Genomic DNA, 15313 nt, shown 5'->3' on the forward strand with positions numbered 1-15313 from the left:
CGCGCCATGGATCTGCTTTTCTACAGCTTCACCGTCTTCCTGTTCGCCGCCGTGATCCTCCTGATCGAAGGAGTGTATCTGTGGTGGTCGGGCACCCACGGCAAGGCTGCGCGGCGCATCGCGCGCCGGCTGCAGGTCATGTCGGGTGGGGCGGGGCGCTCGGGCGAACGCATCTCGATCCTCAAGCAGCGCCGCTTCAGCACCCATGACGATATCGACCGCCTGCTGCACCAGATCAAGCCGCTGCAGCGGCTCGATACCTTGCTGCTCCAGGCCGGCAGCGCGTTGACGGTTGACCGCTTTCTCGCCTGTTCGTTCGCGGCCTTTCTGCTGGCGCTCCTGGCGAGCGCGGGCTGGCCGCTGCCCCTGGGCTTGCGCCTCCTGCTGACGCTGCCCGCGCTCGGCATACCGTATTTCCTGGTACGGCGCGCGCGCAGGCGGCGTCTGGCTCGCATCGAGCACCAGTTGCCCGACGCCGCCGACTTCATCGCGCGCGCCCTGCGTGCCGGCCACTCGTTCACGAACGTGCTGCAAATCGTCGGCAACGAGCTGCCCGAGCCGCTGAGCAGCGAGTTCCGCATCGCGCGCGAGGAAATCAACTATGGCGTGCCGATGGGCGAAGCCCTGCATAACATGGCGGCGCGCATTCCCCTGACCGACCTGCGCTACCTGATCATCGCGGTCCTGATCCAGCGCGAGTCGGGCGGCAACCTGGCGGAAATCCTCGGCAACATCAGCATCATCATCCGCAGCCGCCTGAAGCTGCTGGGGCAGGTGCGGGTGCTGTCCGCCGAGGGCCGGATGTCGGCCTGGATCCTCGGGCTGCTGCCGTTCGCCGTGATGCTGGTGCTGACGCTGGTCAACCCGGAATACGTCAGCATGCTGTGGACCGACCCGAGCGGTGTACGGCTGCTGTGGTACGCGGCCGGCATGATCCTGTTCGGCATCGTCTGGCTGCGCAAGGTCATCCGGATCCGCATTTGAGGAGCTGCAATGAATGCCGCACAATTAACTTTCCTGATCATCGTCTTCGGCATCGTTTGCGCATTGACCTGGCTGGGGATGATGCTGTTCGCCCCCGAGGCGCTGCGCACCCGCCTGCGCCGTTTCCTCGGCAAATCCGATACCACCCAGCTCGAGTCGGACGGCTGGGTCGAGCGGGTCGCCAAGGTCACCCAGCCGCTGACCAAGTTATCGATTCCGGAAGAAGGCTGGGAAAAATCGGCCCTGCGCACCCGTTTCATGAATGCAGGCTGGCGCAACCCGTTTGCGCCGACCCTGTTCTTCGCGACCAAATCGGCGCTGGCGCTGCTCGGCCCGGCCGTGATCGGCACGCTGGTCCTTGCTGCCGTGATCGTGCTGTCCGGCATAAAACTCCTGTTCCTGCTGCTGCTGACCGCGTCGATCGGTTACTACCTGCCGAATGTCACCCTGAACCGGATTGCGCGCCGCCGCCAGCGCGAAATCTTCGAAACCTTGCCCGACGCGCTGGACTTGCTGACCGTCTGCGTCGAAGCCGGGCTGAGCCTGGAACGCGCCTTCGTGAAAGTCGCCGGCGAGATCCATATCAAAAGCGTGACGCTGGCGCAGGAACTCCAGCTAGTACTGATGGAAATGCGGGCCGGCTTCAGCAAGGAGCGGGCCTTGCGCAATTTCGCCCTGCGTAGCGGCGTCAACGACGTCGACACCCTGGTCGCCATGCTGATCCAGTCCGAGCGTTTCGGCACCAGCGTCGGCGATTCGCTGCGCGTGTATTCGGAGAACCTGCGCAACAAGCGGCGCCTGCTGGCCGAGGAATGCGCGGCCAAGATTGGCCTGAAGCTGCTGTTCCCACTCATCTTCTGCATCTTTCCGACGCTGTTGATGGTCTTGCTCGGACCAGCAGCCATCCAGCTGGGCCGCACGCTTGCCGGCGTCAACGGCGGCTCTTGACTCGAAGGAGAAACCCATGCCTGCCAGCCGCATGTTGAAACACATCTCGGTCGTTTGCGCCAGTGCGCTCCTGCTCGCTTGCGCCGACGTCGCGCGCCAGCCCGGTATCACGCCGGCAGCCGATGCCGAGCGCGCCTACGATCAGGGGCGCCAGCATCACCTGGCCGGCCGCTACGACGACGCGATTGCCGCCTACCGCATGGCGCTGGCCGCGACGCCAGGCCACGTCGGCGCGCGCAACGCGCTGGCTGCGGCCTACGCGCGCCAGGGCGATTTCGCCCGCGCCATTCCGCTCTGGCGCGCCCTGACCGACGAACTGCGGCCGGGCAGCGGCCCCGACGGTGCCTACCTGTTTGCCAACCTCGGCTATGCCTATTTGCTGGGCGGCGATTTTCAGAACGCAGTGGCCGCGCTCGAAAAAGCCTGTGTCCTCGATCCGCTCGACCATCGCGCCTGGAACAACCTGGGTGAGAGCTTGCGCCGCCTCGGCCATGAGGAAAGGGCGGCCCTGATGTTCCGCCAGGCCGAGGCGCTGCGCCAGCACGACTTCCGTGGCGATGTCGCGGCGGCCGGCGGCACGGCGGTGGCGGCGATCGAAGCGGCAGTGGCTGCGCCGGCGCGCCCGGATAGCGGCTGGGCCGCAACCGAGGTACGCACCGCCGCCGACGGCACCCTCGAACTGTTGCGCCTGCCTGCACGGGCGACCCTGGCGCAGAGCGCGCCGCCGCCGGAGCCGCCGCCCCAGGCGCCACGCACACGGCCCGACCTCGTCTTGCTGGAAATTCGCAACGGTAACGGCGTCACCGGCATGGCCCGCGCGCTGTCGCAGCAGATCGTGGGCGATGGCCTGCAGGTGACGCGGCTGAGCAATGAAAAAGGTTTTCAGGTGCGCCGTACCCGGATCGAGCACCATGCAGATTTCCGCGCCGCGGCCGAACGGCTGGCGGAGCGTCTCGGCAGCGCCGGACGCGGACGCTTCGAGGCGGTCCAGGTCGTGCAAGTCGACAATTGCAAGCCGACCGACATGCGCCTGGTGCTCGGCCAGGATTTGGCGCGCGGGCAACTCGTACTGCGCCCGGCGCCGGCCGCGCAGCACATCCTGGCCCAGGCCGGACTGCCTGACAAGGCACCGTGACCGTTCCTGGCCGGGCACCTTTGTTCGGTATCAAACGCTCTCGGTACGCGCGCCTGAAAATGAAGCGATCTTCTTCATCACGGGAGCGTTGCCATGAACATTGCACAGCGTTGCATTTCGATGTTCGCCGCCTTCATGGTGTTCTTGCTGGTCGGCTGCGCGCCGACCAGCACGCGCGAAGGCACCGGTGAATACCTCGACGACACCGTCATCACCAGCAAGGTCAAGGCCGCCTTCGCGGCCGATCCCACCGTCAAAGCCACCGAAGTGAAGGTGGAAACCTTCAAGGGCACGGTGCAACTGAGCGGCTTCGTCGAGTCGCGCGAGAGCGCCCAGAAGGCGGTGCAGCTCGCGCGTCAGGTCAAGGGCGTGAAGGAGGTGCGCAACAACACCGTCCTGAAATAGCCGGCCCGGTTCAGCGCCAGTTTACATGGCCCATGCCGCCCGTCGTGGCATTTCTCTGGGCCGGCTTGCCATAGACGGTCGCCGAACCCATGCCGCTCAGGTTCAGGCTGGCCGCCGAGCTGGCATACACGGTTGCGCCGCCGAGACCGCTCATGTCGAGATCGACGGTTTCGGCGCGCAGCTTTTCCGCGTCCAGGTTCCCGATCCCGGCAAGCGTGGCACGCAGCGCGCGGGTCTGGCCGGTCACGGCAAGCTGGCCGGCACCGCGCAAGGCCAGGTCCATGCGCTCGGCCTTTGCCGCATCGATGCTCAGGCTGCCGACACCGCCGAGGCGGGCATCCACGGTGCGGTAGTTGCCGTTGAGCTTGACGGCGCCGGCGCCATCGAGGGAGACGACGATCTTGTCTCCGCTGAAACCGCTGACCGTGCTGGCGCCCACGCCTCCCGACACGAACTCGGCAAGGTTCGGTACGACCAGCTCGGCGCGCAGCTTCGCATGGCGCTCAAACGATCCGTTGTTGCGGCGCTCGGTATCGATCTGCAGCGTCTCTCCTTGCTGGCGGGTCGTCACGCGGGCGACATCGGCGCGTTCGCCCGAAATGACCAGCGAGGGCGTGGCGCCCTGGCGCACGACGAGGTCGGTCACGCCCTCGAGCTTGACGCGGGTGACGCGCGCATCGACAGGGCGCGCTTCGCGCACGAGGTCGTCTGCCAGCGCGGCGCTTGCGCTCAAGGCAAGGGCCGAGGCCAGTAAGGTGGTGCCAAGCAATTTGTTCATGGTTGTCTCCGTCGATTCGATGACGCCACTATAGGAGGCGGGATCGGCGGCGGCGCGTGCCGTGCGACGGGCTGCGCAATGGGCGGAATGAAACGCCTAAACCCGTACTCCGTACGAGCAGTCAACGACGCAGGGCTCGCCTGATCAGCACGCCTGCGCTGGCAAGCGACAGCAGCACCACCGTCAGCGCCACCCAGCCCTCGTACGCGTGAATCAGATGCGGCGTGTCGGCATCAGCGGCATGGGCAGGTAGCGCGCCGAAGGTGGCGGCAAGGACGGCAAGCAGGATTGCAGCGATTGGTACGAGACGGCGCATGAAATGGGGCATGACAACTCCTCAATCGAATGGAAGGGATTGGACTGCGGGCCGAACGGGCCGCCTTTACATCCAATCAAGCTCAGCAAGATCCATGCCTTTCATTTGCCTGGTTTTCGCATGCGACGAGTGAAGGAATGCACCCGGGTAGTGCGCCGGCAATGGCGCGCGCCGCAGCAACGCGCATTACGCCTCGAACAGGTGCCGCATTCATGGGACCGCGCACCGGAACTACATCTGGACAAGCCCGCGTGCTATCTGCCGAGTGCGCTAAGCCTTGTGTAGACCTGTTCCGTTTGACTTCGATCAAACGCCGAGCGGCTCCACGTCCCATCTTGAACCTCTCGCCTTCGGGCGATTTTTAGAAGGAGGACGCATCATGTTGAAACAACTTACTGCAGGCATCGCACTGGCATCGATTGTCTCCCTGCCGGCCCTGGCCGCGCCGGAACGGATGTCGAGCGCGCAGCTGGACGAAGTCGTGGCCGGCACCGACGGCACCTGCGGTTGCCCGACGCCTACCGGGAAGGGCAACAATGGCTGGGGCAACGGCTCGGATCCGAGTAACCCGGGCAGCGACAACGGCGGTACCGCGCCGTCGAAGACCGCCAACGACAACCTGCCGCCGGGACAGAACCGGCCGAATACCAACCCGACCGGCACGTCCGGACGATGAGCCATGCTCATGGGGGCGGGTCCTCGGCCCGCCTTTTATCCGGATGCCGGCATGCCTGGACGCTGTTGCTGGCCTTTCTGCTCGGCCCGATGCCCGTACGGGCTGAACGTCCCGTGCGTTCGCTGCTCGAAATCCGGCACGAAGCATTGCTTCCCCAGCGCTGGGACAATAGTTGCGGTGCAGCCACCCTGGCGACCGTGCTGCGCTACTACAAGGGCGTGTCCACCAATGAGGAAGCCGTGGCCCGCGGCATGCTGCGCCAGACCGATCCCTTGCGCGTACGCGTGCGTGGCGGCTTCTCGCTGCTGGACATGCAGCGCTATCTGACAGGACTCGGATTCCAGGGTGAGGGTTACAGGAACATGACGCTCGCCGACCTGGCCGAGCGGGTGCCGATGATCGTGCCCATCACCATGAACGGCTATGCCCATTTCGTGGTCGTGCGCCGGGTAGCCCCGACCGGCATCAATATCGGCGATCCCAGTTTCGGGAATTATGAGATGGCCCAATCCGCTTTCGCCGAGAAATGGACAGACGTCGGATTCGGCATCCAATAAACCGATGGGAAACCCATGAACAAGCTGATAGCCGGCGCCTTCCTGTTTGGCGCCGCAAGGGCATGCTGCGCCCAGAGCGACGAGGACTTGCGGCGCAAGATCGCCGAGCAGGCAGCGACGATCGAACGCCAGCAACAACGTATCCAGGTACTCGAACGCGCCCTCACACCGGCGCGCATCGGCGCCGGAACGCTGGCCGACACGGCGCCGCAGGACATTGCCGCCGACAGCAACCGTGCGCTCGAGCGCGCCCTGGTGCGGGAAAGGGCTTTGTTGCTCTCTTCCGGCACGGTCGAAGTCGAGCCGAACTTCGTTGCCTCGCACAGTTCTGGCGATGGCGGGTTTCGCCGCAATTCCTTCGGCCCGGGCCTGACCCTGCGCGCCGGCCTGCCGGGCCGCTCCCAGGTCGAGGCCAGCGTGCCCTATGTATTCGAACGTATCCGGAACGGCAGCGAGTCGACGCACTCCGATGGCGTCGGCGACCTGTCGCTGGCGGCCTCGCACCAGTTCATGGCCGAGACGGAGAAGTTACCGAGCCTGGTCGGCAATCTCAGCTACCAGACCGCCACCGGCCGCAATACCAGTTACGAGCAGGGGCCCCTGGTCGCGCTGGGAGGCGGCTTCCCTTCGCTACAAGTCTCGGCCAGCGCCACCAAGCGCCTCGATCCGCTGGTGTTCTTCGGCAGCCTGAGTGCCACCCGCTACCGCGCACCCGAAAAAGGTGGTTTTAACGTCCGCCCCGGGAACATCTACGGGCTGCGCTTCGGTAGCGCACTGGCGACGGCGCCCGCCACCTCGCTGCGCGCCGCCTTCAGCCTGAATTGGCTCGACAAGACCCGCATCGATGGCGCGCCGGTACCAACCGATGACGTCAACGCCTTTCTCGAGCTGGGCGGATCGGCCGTCCTGACGCCGTCGACCGCCATCGACATCGTGTTCGCCGCAGGCCTGACCCGCAATACGCCGGACTTTCGCCTGATGGTGTCGGTGCCGGTGCGGTTCTGAAAAAGGCAGCCTGAAAAACAAAAATGCCTTACGCGCAGTGCACGTAAGGCATGTGATGTTTGCTGCTGTCTGGTGCCGGCTGCCGGTTTCGAACTGGCCACCTGATGATTACAAATCAACTGCTCTACCAAATGAGCTAAGCCGGCGTAATCTGTACGGCAAGAATTATAACGCTATTTAATCCTGGTCAGCGTTGGGCGGCCGCCTTTTTTCGGAGGCTCATCGCCGTCGTCGGGCGAATGCGACACCTCCGTCGTTGGGGCTTCGCTGGTGGCAGCAGGCACGGCGGACAAGCTCGGTGCGCTGGTCGTTTCTTCCTCGGCCGCCGCCATTTCGGCCGCAGTGGTGCTGACGTCGAAGGCCATGCCCTGGCCGTTTTCGTTGGCGTAGATGGCCAGCACGTTTTGCACCGGCACATAGATTTCGCGCGAAACACCGGCGAAACGGGCGCGGAAATGGATCGCGTCATTGTCCATCTTGAGGCCGGACGTTGCCCCATAACTGATGTTCAGGATGATCTCGCCCTTTTTGACGTATTCCATCGGAACCGTCGTGGCCGCATCGACTTTAACCGCAAGATAGGGCGTGAAACCGCTGTCGGTGCACCATTCATACAGGGCGCGCAGCAAATAGGGCTTGGTGGAGATGTCGGGCATGTGCAGATGAGAGTAACAATGATCCGGCGATGTCGGCGAACGGTAACGCCAACGCAGCCACATGCGAACAGGCCGCAGGTCGTGCGCGCCATCGCATGTGAAACGTATCGATGCAAGTCGCCAGCTTACTGCGCTTTGTCAAACGACGTCGCAACACTGGCATCAACAAACGAGGTCCATGCCGCGTACGGCACAGCATGGACCGGGTACCGCTTAACGGCGCATGACCTTTTCCGAAGGCGTCAGCGCTTCGATGTAGGCCGGACGCGAGAAGATGCGCTCGGCGTACTTCATCAGCGGCGCGGCGGTCTTCGACAGTTCGATGCCGTAGTGATCCAGGCGCCACAGCAGCGGTGCGATCGCCACGTCGAGCATCGAGAACTCGTCGCCCAGCATGTATTTGTTCTTCAGGAACAGCGGCGCCAGCGTCGTCAGGCGGTCGCGGATTTCGGCGCGCGCCTTGTCGTGGGCTTTTTCGTTCGTCTTGTTGCGGTCGCTTTCCAGCACGTGCACGTGGACGAACAGTTCCTTCTCGAAGTTGAACAGCATCAGGCGGGCACGGGCGCGCATCAGCGGATCGGCCGGCATCAGCTGCGGGTGCGGGAAGCGCTCGTCGATGTACTCGTTGATGATGTTCGATTCGTACAGGATCAGTTCACGCTCGACCAGGATCGGAACCTGGCCGTACGGATTCATCGTCGAAATGTCTTCCGGCTTGTTGAACAGGTCGACGTCGCGCACCTCGAAATCCATGCCCTTTTCGAACAGGACGAGGCGGCAGCGTTGGGAGAACGGGCACGTGGTGCCAGAGTAGAGAACCATCATGGTTGGCGTTCCTTAAGAAACAAAGGGGCGAGCGCCGAGCGACTCACCCCGAATAATAATTGCCCGTATTATAGCCAAGCGGGCAATGAAAACGAATTACTTCAGATCTTTCCAGTAGGACGCGTTCAGTCGCCAGGCCAGGAAAGCGAATACTGACAGGAAAATTAGCACGATAGCACCAAGTTTCTTGCGCGTTCCTTGCGCTGGCTCAGCCATCCAGCTGAGGTAGGCAACCAGGTCGGCGGTCGCGGTGTCGAAGTCGGTAGCGGACATCGATCCCGGCGCCACTTGTTCCCAGCCGGCGAACTTGTGGATCTTCTTGCTGGCGTCGTGCGGATCGGTCTCTTCCACCATTTTCGGCGCCCGTACGCCCTGCAGCTGCCACATCACGTGCGGCATGGCCACGTTCGGCACCACCATGTTGTTCCAGCCGGTCGGGCGGGTATCGTCCTTGTAGAAGGTGCGCAGGTAGGTGTACAGGTAGTCGGCGCCGCTGCCCGCCGGCGACGATTTTGCGCGCGCGATCACCGACAGATCCGGCGGCACCGCGCCGAACCAGGCCTTGGCATCGGCCGGGCGCATCGCGGTCGTCATCAGCTCGCCCACTTTGTCGGCAGAGAACAACAGATTGCTCTTGATCTGCTCGTCCGACAGGCCGATGTCGCGCAGGCGGTTGTAACGCATGGCCGATGCTGAGTGGCAATTCAGGCAATAGTTAACGAATAGCTTGGCGCCGTTTTGCAGCGATGCCATGTCGCTGCGTTCCGGTGCGCGGTCGAGCGGGAAGCCGCCTTCGCTTGCGAATACCAGTCCCGGCACCAGCGCCAGGACCGCAAACAGTTTTTTTGTAAAGTTCATGGTTGTCCTTAAGCTTGGGTCCTGGGATCAATGCGGGTGGAAAGTCACGCGCGTCGGCACCGGCTTGAACCGGCCGGCGGCGCTCCACCACGGCATCAGGAGGAAGAAGCTGAAGTACAACAGCGTGCAGACCTGGGAAATCAGCGTGTAGGCCGGCGTCGGCAGCTGGGTGCCGAGGTAGCCCAGCGCCACGAAGGACAGGCCGAACAGCACGTAGAGCCACATGTGCCAGGTTGGACGGTAGCGGATCGAGCGCGCCGGCGAATGATCCAGCCACGGCAGCGCGCCGATGATCACGACCGAGGAGCCGAACAGCACCACGCCCCAGAATTTCGCTTCCAGCGTCAGCATGCCGATGATCAGGACCAGGCCGATCACGGCGGCCGCCAGCTTGGCCTTGTACGACAGGCGCGACTTGATCCAGAGGAAGACGACATACAGCACGACCGCGGCGATCACCACGTACATGAAGTCGGCCGTGGTGGCGCGCAGCACCGAGTAGAACGGCGTGAAATACCAGGTCGGCGCGATGTGCGGCGGCGTCTTCATCGAATCGGCCGGGATGAAATTGTTGTACTCGAGGAAGTAACCGCCCATTTCCGGCGCGAAGAACACGACGGCCGAGAAGATCAGCAGGAACATCGAGACGCCGAACAGGTCTTTCGTCGAGTAGTAGGGATGCGACGGAATCGCGTCGAGCGGATGGCCGTCAGGACCGAGGTGTTCCTTGACTTCGATGCCGTCCGGGTTATTCGAGCCGACTTCGTGCAGCGCGATCAGGTGCGCCGCGACCAGGCCCAGCAGCACCAGCGGCAGGGCGATGACGTGGAAGGCAAAGAAACGGTTCAGGGTCGCGTCCGACACGACGTAGTCGCCGCGGATCCACAGCGACAGGTCGGGGCCGATGACGGGGATCGCACCGAACAGGTTGACGATCACCTGGGCGCCCCAGTACGACATTTGACCCCATGGCAGCAGGTAACCGAAGAAGGCTTCGGCCATCAGGCACAGGAAGATCGCGAAACCGAAGATCCAGATCAACTCGCGCGGCTTGCGGTAGGAACCGTAGAGCAGGCCACGGGTCATATGCAGGTAGACGACGATGAAGAAGGCCGAGGCGCCAGTCGAGTGCATGTAACGCACCAGCCAGCCCCAGGGCACGTCGCGCATGATCGTCATCTCGACCGAATTGAAGGCGAGGGCGGCGTCCGGCTTGTAGTGCATCGTCAGGAAGATGCCGGTGACGATCTGCAGCACCAGGATCAGCATCGCCAGCGAGCCGAACAGGTACCAGATATTGAAGTTTTTCGGGGCGTAGTACTTGCCCCACTGGTCGTTCCAGAGTTTCGACAGCGGGAAGCGGTCGTCGATCCAGGCCAGGGCCTTGTGGCCGGCCGGCGCATTGGCCGGCAGTTTGGTTTCCTTGAATGCGGCGCCCATGTTATGCCTCGCCTTTCTCGTCTTTGCCGATCACGAGCTTGTTATCGGCCAGGTACATGTACGGCGGGATGTCCATGTTCGTCGGTGCCGGCTTGTTCTTGAAAACGCGGGCCGACAAATCGAAGGTCGAGCCATGGCAGGGGCACAGGAAGCCGCCGTGCCAGTCGTCGGGCAGGTTCGGCTGCGGGCCTTCGGCAAAACGGGAGGAGGGGGAGCAGCCCAGGTGCGAGCAGATGCCGACGGTGACCAGGACTTCCTTGTGCTCGGCACGCGAACGGAATTCGTTCTTCGCGTACTCCGGCATGTCGATCTGGTAGATCTTTTCGGATTTCGGGTCGGCGACGAGATTGTCGTTTTTCGGGATGCTGGCCATCATTTCCGGCGTGCGGCGCAGGATCCAGACCGGCTTGCCGCGCCATTCGACGACCTTCATTTCCCCGGGCTTGACGTCCGAGATATCCACTTCGACCGGAGCGCCGGCAGCTTTCGCCCGCTCGGAAGGTTGGAACGTGCTGACCAACGCACCTGCCGTGGCCACACCGACGACACCCCCCGCCGCACATGTCGCGACGAGCAAGCCACGCCGGCCTGAATCGACCTGCTTTTTATTACTCATACCAACCCCACTCCGTGAAATTACGAAACTTGAGAATCAATGAAGAGCTTGCAGCAACACAAAATTATATGTGAATGGCAATCTTTATTGGAGAAAAAATATTGCGTGTGCGAAGGCAGTGGAATGCACGTCCCCGGAAGGCCCGGCGCCGGGCCTTGTCAACGTGGTGCGCACGATCGAAAAGCGCTTGCGGTATCATCGCCTTGGTCAATTCGATAACCCGGGGAGAATACGATGTCGATGATGAGTGAGTTCAGGCAATTTGCAATGCGTGGCAATGTGGTCGACCTGGCGGTCGGCGTGATCATCGGCGGCGCATTCGGGCGCATCGTCGATTCCCTGGTGCAGGACGTCATCATGCCGCCGATCGGCAAGATCTTCGGCGGTCTCGATTTCGCAAATTACTATATACCCCTGAATAACCAGGCGACAGGCCTGGCACTGGCGGAAGCCAAAAAAGCCGGCGCGGTCATCGCCTACGGCAATTTCCTGACGATTTTGCTGAACTTCATCATCCTCGCCTTCATCATCTTCCAGATGGTGCGCCTGATGAACCGGATGCGCGAGCGCCTGGTTCCGACCGAGGCGGCGGCAGCGCCGGCCACGCCGGAAGACATCCTGCTGCTGCGCGAAATCCGCGACTCGCTGCGCCGCCCACCCACACAGTAAAACGTGAAAGACGACATCGTCACCCTCCGCCCGGCCTCGCCCTTGCGACGGCTGTGGCTGTTATTCGCCCAGGTGGTGACGGTCGCACTCGCCCTGTATTTCGTCGTGTCGGCCCTGCGTCCTGACTGGCTCGGACGCGTGCCGGTGCAGGTGCCGGTCGGCGCCGGCGCGCGCAACGTGCCCGTGCTGCAGGCACAGTCGGGCCCGCCGACGGCCAGCTACCGCGAGGCCGCCGGACGGGCGATGCCGGCGGTGGTCAATATCCTCACCAGCAAAGCCTCGCGCGAAGCCCATCCAATCCTGAAAGATCCGTTCTTCCGCCGCTTCTTTGGCGACCGCATGCCGCCCGAAGAGCAGATGTCGAGCCTCGGCTCGGGCGTGATCGTCAGCGGCGAGGGCTACATCCTCACGAATTTCCACGTGGTGGAGGGCGCCGACCAGATCGAAGTGGGCCTGGCCGACGGCCGCAAAGCGGCGGCGCGCATCGTCGGCACCGATCCGGAAACGGACCTTGCCGTGATCCGCATCGGCGAGCGCAATTTACCGGTGATGGTGCTGGGCCAGCCGGACGAAGCGCGAGTCGGCGACGTCGTGCTGGCGATCGGCAATCCGTTCGGTGTCGGCCAAACAGTGACCATGGGCATCATCTCGGCCGTGGGACGGAATAACCTGCACATCAACCACTTCGAGAATTTCATCCAGACCGACGCGGCGATTAACTTCGGCAACTCGGGCGGTGCCCTGGTCGACATCCACGGCAATTTGCTCGGCATTAATTCGGCGATTTATTCGCAGACGGGCGGCTCGATCGGCATCGGCTTCGCCATTCCCGTTTCGACCGCGCGCACCGTGCTCGAATCGATCATCAAGAACGGGCAGGTGGTGCGCGGCTGGATCGGCATCGAATCCCAGGACATCACGCCGGAACTCGCCGACAGCTTCGGTTTGGGGCGCAGCAGCGGCGCCATCATTGCCGGCGTGGTGCGCAACGGCCCGGCCGACCGCGCCGGCGTGCGCCCGGGCGACATCCTGCTCGCCGTCGAAGGAAAAATCGTCAAGAATACCGGCGACATGCTGAACCTGATTGCCCAGCTGGCGCCCGGCGCCAAGGCAAAACTGAAGCTCATGCGCCAGAACCGCGAATCGACGGTCGATGTCACCGTCGGCAAGCGCCCGCGCCCCTCCCCATAATTTATCTATTCCGGACCCTCCATGCACCTGCGTGACTTGACGCAATTTCTTAGCGAGCTAAGCGAAAACAACACCCGTCCCTGGTTCATCATGAACAAACCGCGCTACGACATCCTGCGCGAAGAGTTTTTAACGGTCGTCACCGAGCTGATCCGCGAACTGTCGAAGTTCGACCGCCAGATCGCCGCCGTCGACCCGAAGAAGGCGATGTTCCGCATTAACCGCGACATCCGCTTTTCGAACGACAAATCCCCCTATAAAACCCGGTTTTCGGCCGGCATCACGCCGAACAACAAGCGCCGTCCGAGCGAAGGCGGCGGCTCGACCTATTATTTTCAGATCGATGGCAATGGGACGCTTGGTATCGGCGCCGGCGAATACCTGCCGCCGGCCGCGCGCCTGAAAGCGATCCGCGAACACGTGGTCAACGATGCGACAGGTTTTGCGAAAGTGTTAAAGAATAAACACCTGCGCGCGACCTACGGCGACCTGCTCGACGAAGACAAGCTGCAGCGTCCGCCAAAAGGTTTCGACCCGGACCACCCGCACATCGAACACCTCAAGCTGAAAAGCTTTTTCGTGTGGACGGAACTGCCGCTGCGGGTAAACGACCCGGACGAGCTGGTGCCGCGGCTGGCGCGCGGATTCAAGGATGCCTTCGCGCTGGTGACCTGGCTGCGCGAGGTGCCGCACGTTAATGAAGAGGAATAAAAAAGGAGGCGACATGGCCTTGCAACACGCAGCATCGGGCGAACGGATCGCCTTGCAACGGGGCGAAGACGACATTGCCAACTTCACGTCGATCGCGCTGGCGAAGACCGAGCACATGGAACTCATCCGGCTGATCGTCCCCAAGGACAAGCCGATGCCGGAACACCGGGTCGAGGGAGAAGTGACCTTGCTGTGCCTGGAAGGCGAGATCATCGTCGATGCCCACGGCAACAGCGTGGTGCTGCGCCCGAACGAGATGATGTATTTGATCGGCGGCGAGCCGCATGGTATCCGCGCCAACGAGGATGCCGTGGTCCTGATGACGATTCTGCTGGGGCCGGTGCGCACCGGCGGACCGACGCATACCGGCGCCGGCGCGGGGCAGGATAAGTAGGCGTAGGGTGGGCGCCCTGTGCCCACCGAATGCATCGCCAACGCGACGTCACGTTTTGGTGGGCACGGGGCACCCGATGAAACCGTAGTCGAGGCCATTGGCCTCGCCCACCCCTACTGTCGATTACGCCAATTCGTTGCGCGGATCACGCGCCAGCAACTGCTTCGCCATCTCCGCCGCGTCATAGCCGTCGAACAGCACCGCCGCCACCGCATTCGTGATCGGCATGTCGACGCCCAGCCTGGCCGCCAGGTCGCGCACCGCCTTCGAGCACGGCACGCCTTCGGCCACGTGACCGAGTTCGGCGACGATCGTCTCCAAGGGTTTACCTTGCGCCAGCGCCAAGCCCACGCGGCGGTTGCGCGACAGGTCTCCGGTGCAGGTGAGGATCAGGTCGCCCATCCCCGTCAGTCCCATGAAGGTATGAGCCTGGCCGCCGAGCGCCATACCGAGGCGCGTGATTTCGGCCAGCCCGCGCGTGATCAGGGCCGCGCGCGCATTCAGACCGAGGCCCAGGCCGTCGGCCGTGCCGGTCGCGATCGCCAGCACGTTTTTCACCGCGCCGCCCACTTCCACGCCGACCACGTCGTCGCAGGCATACACGCGCAGGTTGCCGCCGTGGACGGTGGCGACGACGCTGTCGCGCAGGGCTGCCGAGGTCGACGCCACCGCCAGCGCGCAGGGCAGGCCGCGCGCCACTTCCTGCGCGAACGAGGGCCCGGACAAGGCCGCGCCCGGCACCGCGTCGCCCAGCACGTCGCGCACCACCTGGTGCGGCAGCAGGCCGGTGCCGTACTCAAAACCTTTGCAGAGCCAGACCACGTTCGGGATCGCGCGACCCTTCAATTGCTCGAGCAGGGGACGCAAGCCGGCCACCGGACAGGCGGCGATCAGCAAGGGTACTTCGTCCGGGCCGGCATCGACCACGTGCGCCAGGGCTGCCTCGAAATCCGCGCTCACGCGCAAGTTGTCGGGCAGCGGCTGTCCCGGCAAATAGGTCGTATTCTCGCGCGCCGCCGCAGTCGCGGCCATCTGCTCGGCATTGCGGCCCCAGAGCAGCACGTCGTGCCGCGCGGCCACCGCGATGGCGACGGCCGTGCCCCAGGCGCCCGCGCCGAGAACAGTGATCTTGTTCATTTTCTTGGTTTC

19 protein-coding genes and 1 tRNA gene are annotated in these 15313 nt (G+C 63.5%); 11 read left to right on the forward strand and 9 right to left on the reverse strand.

Annotated elements, in window-relative coordinates; translation table 11 throughout:
• Positions 1 to 6: 6 nt before the first annotated feature.
• From ACFPQ5_RS05720 to ACFPQ5_RS05735, 4 genes are all read left to right on the forward strand, one after another.
• On the forward strand, positions 7 to 984 hold the full coding sequence (locus tag ACFPQ5_RS05720; protein WP_379752312.1) for a type II secretion system F family protein: 978 nt from the start codon (positions 7 to 9) through the stop codon (positions 982 to 984).
• A 9-nt stretch (positions 985 to 993) separates the two neighbouring features.
• Entirely contained in the window at positions 994 to 1932 is a 939-nt protein-coding gene (locus tag ACFPQ5_RS05725) for a type II secretion system F family protein (RefSeq protein ID WP_379752313.1), read from the forward strand.
• Positions 1933 to 1948: 16 nt separating this feature from the next.
• Positions 1949 to 3067: a tetratricopeptide repeat protein gene (locus ACFPQ5_RS05730; RefSeq protein ID WP_379752314.1), complete on the forward strand. Its 1119-nt coding sequence runs from the start codon at positions 1949 to 1951 to the stop codon at positions 3065 to 3067.
• Positions 3068 to 3160: 93 nt separating this feature from the next.
• Complete coding sequence (locus tag ACFPQ5_RS05735; RefSeq protein ID WP_379752315.1) at positions 3161 to 3472, forward strand: BON domain-containing protein; 312 nt, start codon at positions 3161 to 3163, stop codon at positions 3470 to 3472.
• Between the two features lie 10 nt (positions 3473 to 3482).
• Here the strand turns inward: ACFPQ5_RS05735 and ACFPQ5_RS05740 are convergent, their stop codons facing one another.
• The gene (locus ACFPQ5_RS05740; protein ID WP_379752316.1) at positions 3483 to 4250 is read right to left on the reverse strand and encodes a GIN domain-containing protein; all 768 of its coding nucleotides are present in this window, start codon (positions 4248 to 4250) and stop codon (positions 3483 to 3485) included.
• Between the two features lie 121 nt (positions 4251 to 4371).
• On the reverse strand, positions 4372 to 4578 hold the full coding sequence (locus tag ACFPQ5_RS05745; RefSeq protein ID WP_379752317.1) for a hypothetical protein: 207 nt from the start codon (positions 4576 to 4578) through the stop codon (positions 4372 to 4374).
• A gap of 367 nt (positions 4579 to 4945) precedes the next feature.
• Between ACFPQ5_RS05745 and ACFPQ5_RS05750 the strand changes: the two genes are divergently transcribed.
• From ACFPQ5_RS05750 to ACFPQ5_RS05760, 3 genes are all read left to right on the forward strand, one after another.
• Positions 4946 to 5242 (forward strand): hypothetical protein, encoded by a 297-nt coding sequence (locus tag ACFPQ5_RS05750; RefSeq protein WP_379752318.1) that lies wholly within the window; start codon positions 4946 to 4948, stop codon positions 5240 to 5242.
• Positions 5243 to 5307: 65 nt separating this feature from the next.
• On the forward strand, positions 5308 to 5799 hold the full coding sequence (locus tag ACFPQ5_RS05755) for a C39 family peptidase (RefSeq protein WP_379752319.1): 492 nt from the start codon (positions 5308 to 5310) through the stop codon (positions 5797 to 5799).
• Positions 5800 to 5814: 15 nt separating this feature from the next.
• Complete coding sequence (locus tag ACFPQ5_RS05760) at positions 5815 to 6804, forward strand: hypothetical protein (RefSeq protein WP_379752320.1); 990 nt, start codon at positions 5815 to 5817, stop codon at positions 6802 to 6804.
• Positions 6805 to 6874: 70 nt separating this feature from the next.
• Here the strand turns inward: ACFPQ5_RS05760 and ACFPQ5_RS05765 are convergent.
• The 6 genes from ACFPQ5_RS05765 to petA form a co-directional block, all read right to left on the reverse strand.
• Positions 6875 to 6950 (reverse strand) — tRNA-Thr (locus ACFPQ5_RS05765).
• Positions 6951 to 6977: 27 nt separating this feature from the next.
• Positions 6978 to 7460 (reverse strand): ClpXP protease specificity-enhancing factor, encoded by a 483-nt coding sequence (locus ACFPQ5_RS05770; protein WP_379752321.1) that lies wholly within the window; start codon positions 7458 to 7460, stop codon positions 6978 to 6980.
• A 213-nt stretch (positions 7461 to 7673) separates the two neighbouring features.
• Positions 7674 to 8285 (reverse strand): glutathione S-transferase N-terminal domain-containing protein, encoded by a 612-nt coding sequence (locus ACFPQ5_RS05775; RefSeq protein WP_056342583.1) that lies wholly within the window; start codon positions 8283 to 8285, stop codon positions 7674 to 7676.
• Between the two features lie 96 nt (positions 8286 to 8381).
• The gene (locus ACFPQ5_RS05780) at positions 8382 to 9143 is read right to left on the reverse strand and encodes a cytochrome c1 (RefSeq protein ID WP_379752322.1); all 762 of its coding nucleotides are present in this window, start codon (positions 9141 to 9143) and stop codon (positions 8382 to 8384) included.
• A gap of 27 nt (positions 9144 to 9170) precedes the next feature.
• The gene (locus ACFPQ5_RS05785) at positions 9171 to 10583 is read right to left on the reverse strand and encodes a cytochrome b (RefSeq protein ID WP_379752323.1); all 1413 of its coding nucleotides are present in this window, start codon (positions 10581 to 10583) and stop codon (positions 9171 to 9173) included.
• Position 10584: 1 nt separating this feature from the next.
• On the reverse strand, positions 10585 to 11199 hold the full coding sequence (petA, locus tag ACFPQ5_RS05790) for a ubiquinol-cytochrome c reductase iron-sulfur subunit (RefSeq protein ID WP_379752324.1): 615 nt from the start codon (positions 11197 to 11199) through the stop codon (positions 10585 to 10587).
• A 234-nt stretch (positions 11200 to 11433) separates the two neighbouring features.
• Between petA and mscL the strand changes: the two genes are divergently transcribed.
• Genes mscL through ACFPQ5_RS05810 form a run of 4 tightly spaced genes read left to right on the forward strand, consistent with a single transcriptional unit; the run spans position 11434 to position 14164 of the window.
• Positions 11434 to 11868 carry a large conductance mechanosensitive channel protein MscL gene (mscL, locus tag ACFPQ5_RS05795; protein ID WP_136221544.1) on the forward strand — a complete coding sequence of 145 codons (435 nt, stop codon included), beginning with the start codon at positions 11434 to 11436 and terminating at the stop codon, positions 11866 to 11868.
• 42 nt (positions 11869 to 11910) lie between these two features.
• A complete protein-coding gene (locus tag ACFPQ5_RS05800; RefSeq protein ID WP_379752397.1) occupies positions 11911 to 13059 on the forward strand; it encodes a trypsin-like peptidase domain-containing protein in 1149 nt (382 codons plus the stop codon).
• A gap of 21 nt (positions 13060 to 13080) precedes the next feature.
• The gene (locus ACFPQ5_RS05805) at positions 13081 to 13770 is read left to right on the forward strand and encodes a DUF2461 domain-containing protein (protein ID WP_379752325.1); all 690 of its coding nucleotides are present in this window, start codon (positions 13081 to 13083) and stop codon (positions 13768 to 13770) included.
• 13 nt (positions 13771 to 13783) lie between these two features.
• A complete protein-coding gene (locus ACFPQ5_RS05810; RefSeq protein ID WP_379752326.1) occupies positions 13784 to 14164 on the forward strand; it encodes a cupin domain-containing protein in 381 nt (126 codons plus the stop codon).
• A 123-nt stretch (positions 14165 to 14287) separates the two neighbouring features.
• Here ACFPQ5_RS05810 and ACFPQ5_RS05815 read toward each other — a convergent pair whose 3' ends face one another.
• The gene (locus ACFPQ5_RS05815; RefSeq protein ID WP_379752327.1) at positions 14288 to 15301 is read right to left on the reverse strand and encodes an NAD(P)H-dependent glycerol-3-phosphate dehydrogenase; all 1014 of its coding nucleotides are present in this window, start codon (positions 15299 to 15301) and stop codon (positions 14288 to 14290) included.
• Positions 15302 to 15313 lie beyond the last annotated feature (12 nt).

Origin of the sequence: Massilia suwonensis (genome assembly GCF_042655665.1) — a bacterium.
In the GTDB taxonomy this organism is placed as follows: Bacteria; Pseudomonadota; Gammaproteobacteria; order Burkholderiales; family Burkholderiaceae_D; genus Telluria; species Telluria suwonensis.

Bases quoted from the DNA above. Each gene is read 5' to 3' on its own strand.
- ACFPQ5_RS05720 (WP_379752312.1), top strand. From the start codon at position 7: ATGGATCTGCTTTTCTACAGCTTCACCGTCTTCCTGTTCGCCGCCGTG.
- ACFPQ5_RS05725 (WP_379752313.1), top strand. From the start codon at position 994: ATGAATGCCGCACAATTAACTTTCCTGATCATCGTCTTCGGCATCGTT.
- ACFPQ5_RS05730 (WP_379752314.1), top strand. From the start codon at position 1,949: ATGCCTGCCAGCCGCATGTTGAAACACATCTCGGTCGTTTGCGCCAGT.
- ACFPQ5_RS05735 (WP_379752315.1), top strand. From the start codon at position 3,161: ATGAACATTGCACAGCGTTGCATTTCGATGTTCGCCGCCTTCATGGTG.
- ACFPQ5_RS05740 (WP_379752316.1), bottom strand. From the start codon at position 4,250: ATGAACAAATTGCTTGGCACCACCTTACTGGCCTCGGCCCTTGCCTTG.
- ACFPQ5_RS05745 (WP_379752317.1), bottom strand. From the start codon at position 4,578: ATGCCCCATTTCATGCGCCGTCTCGTACCAATCGCTGCAATCCTGCTT.
- ACFPQ5_RS05750 (WP_379752318.1), top strand. From the start codon at position 4,946: ATGTTGAAACAACTTACTGCAGGCATCGCACTGGCATCGATTGTCTCC.
- ACFPQ5_RS05760 (WP_379752320.1), top strand. From the start codon at position 5,815: ATGAACAAGCTGATAGCCGGCGCCTTCCTGTTTGGCGCCGCAAGGGCA.
- ACFPQ5_RS05770 (WP_379752321.1), bottom strand. From the start codon at position 7,460: ATGCCCGACATCTCCACCAAGCCCTATTTGCTGCGCGCCCTGTATGAA.
- ACFPQ5_RS05775 (WP_056342583.1), bottom strand. From the start codon at position 8,285: ATGATGGTTCTCTACTCTGGCACCACGTGCCCGTTCTCCCAACGCTGC.
- ACFPQ5_RS05780 (WP_379752322.1), bottom strand. From the start codon at position 9,143: ATGAACTTTACAAAAAAACTGTTTGCGGTCCTGGCGCTGGTGCCGGGA.
- ACFPQ5_RS05785 (WP_379752323.1), bottom strand. From the start codon at position 10,583: ATGGGCGCCGCATTCAAGGAAACCAAACTGCCGGCCAATGCGCCGGCC.
- petA (WP_379752324.1), bottom strand. From the start codon at position 11,199: ATGAGTAATAAAAAGCAGGTCGATTCAGGCCGGCGTGGCTTGCTCGTC.
- mscL (WP_136221544.1), top strand. From the start codon at position 11,434: ATGTCGATGATGAGTGAGTTCAGGCAATTTGCAATGCGTGGCAATGTG.
- ACFPQ5_RS05805 (WP_379752325.1), top strand. From the start codon at position 13,081: ATGCACCTGCGTGACTTGACGCAATTTCTTAGCGAGCTAAGCGAAAAC.
- ACFPQ5_RS05810 (WP_379752326.1), top strand. From the start codon at position 13,784: ATGGCCTTGCAACACGCAGCATCGGGCGAACGGATCGCCTTGCAACGG.
- ACFPQ5_RS05815 (WP_379752327.1), bottom strand. From the start codon at position 15,301: ATGAACAAGATCACTGTTCTCGGCGCGGGCGCCTGGGGCACGGCCGTC.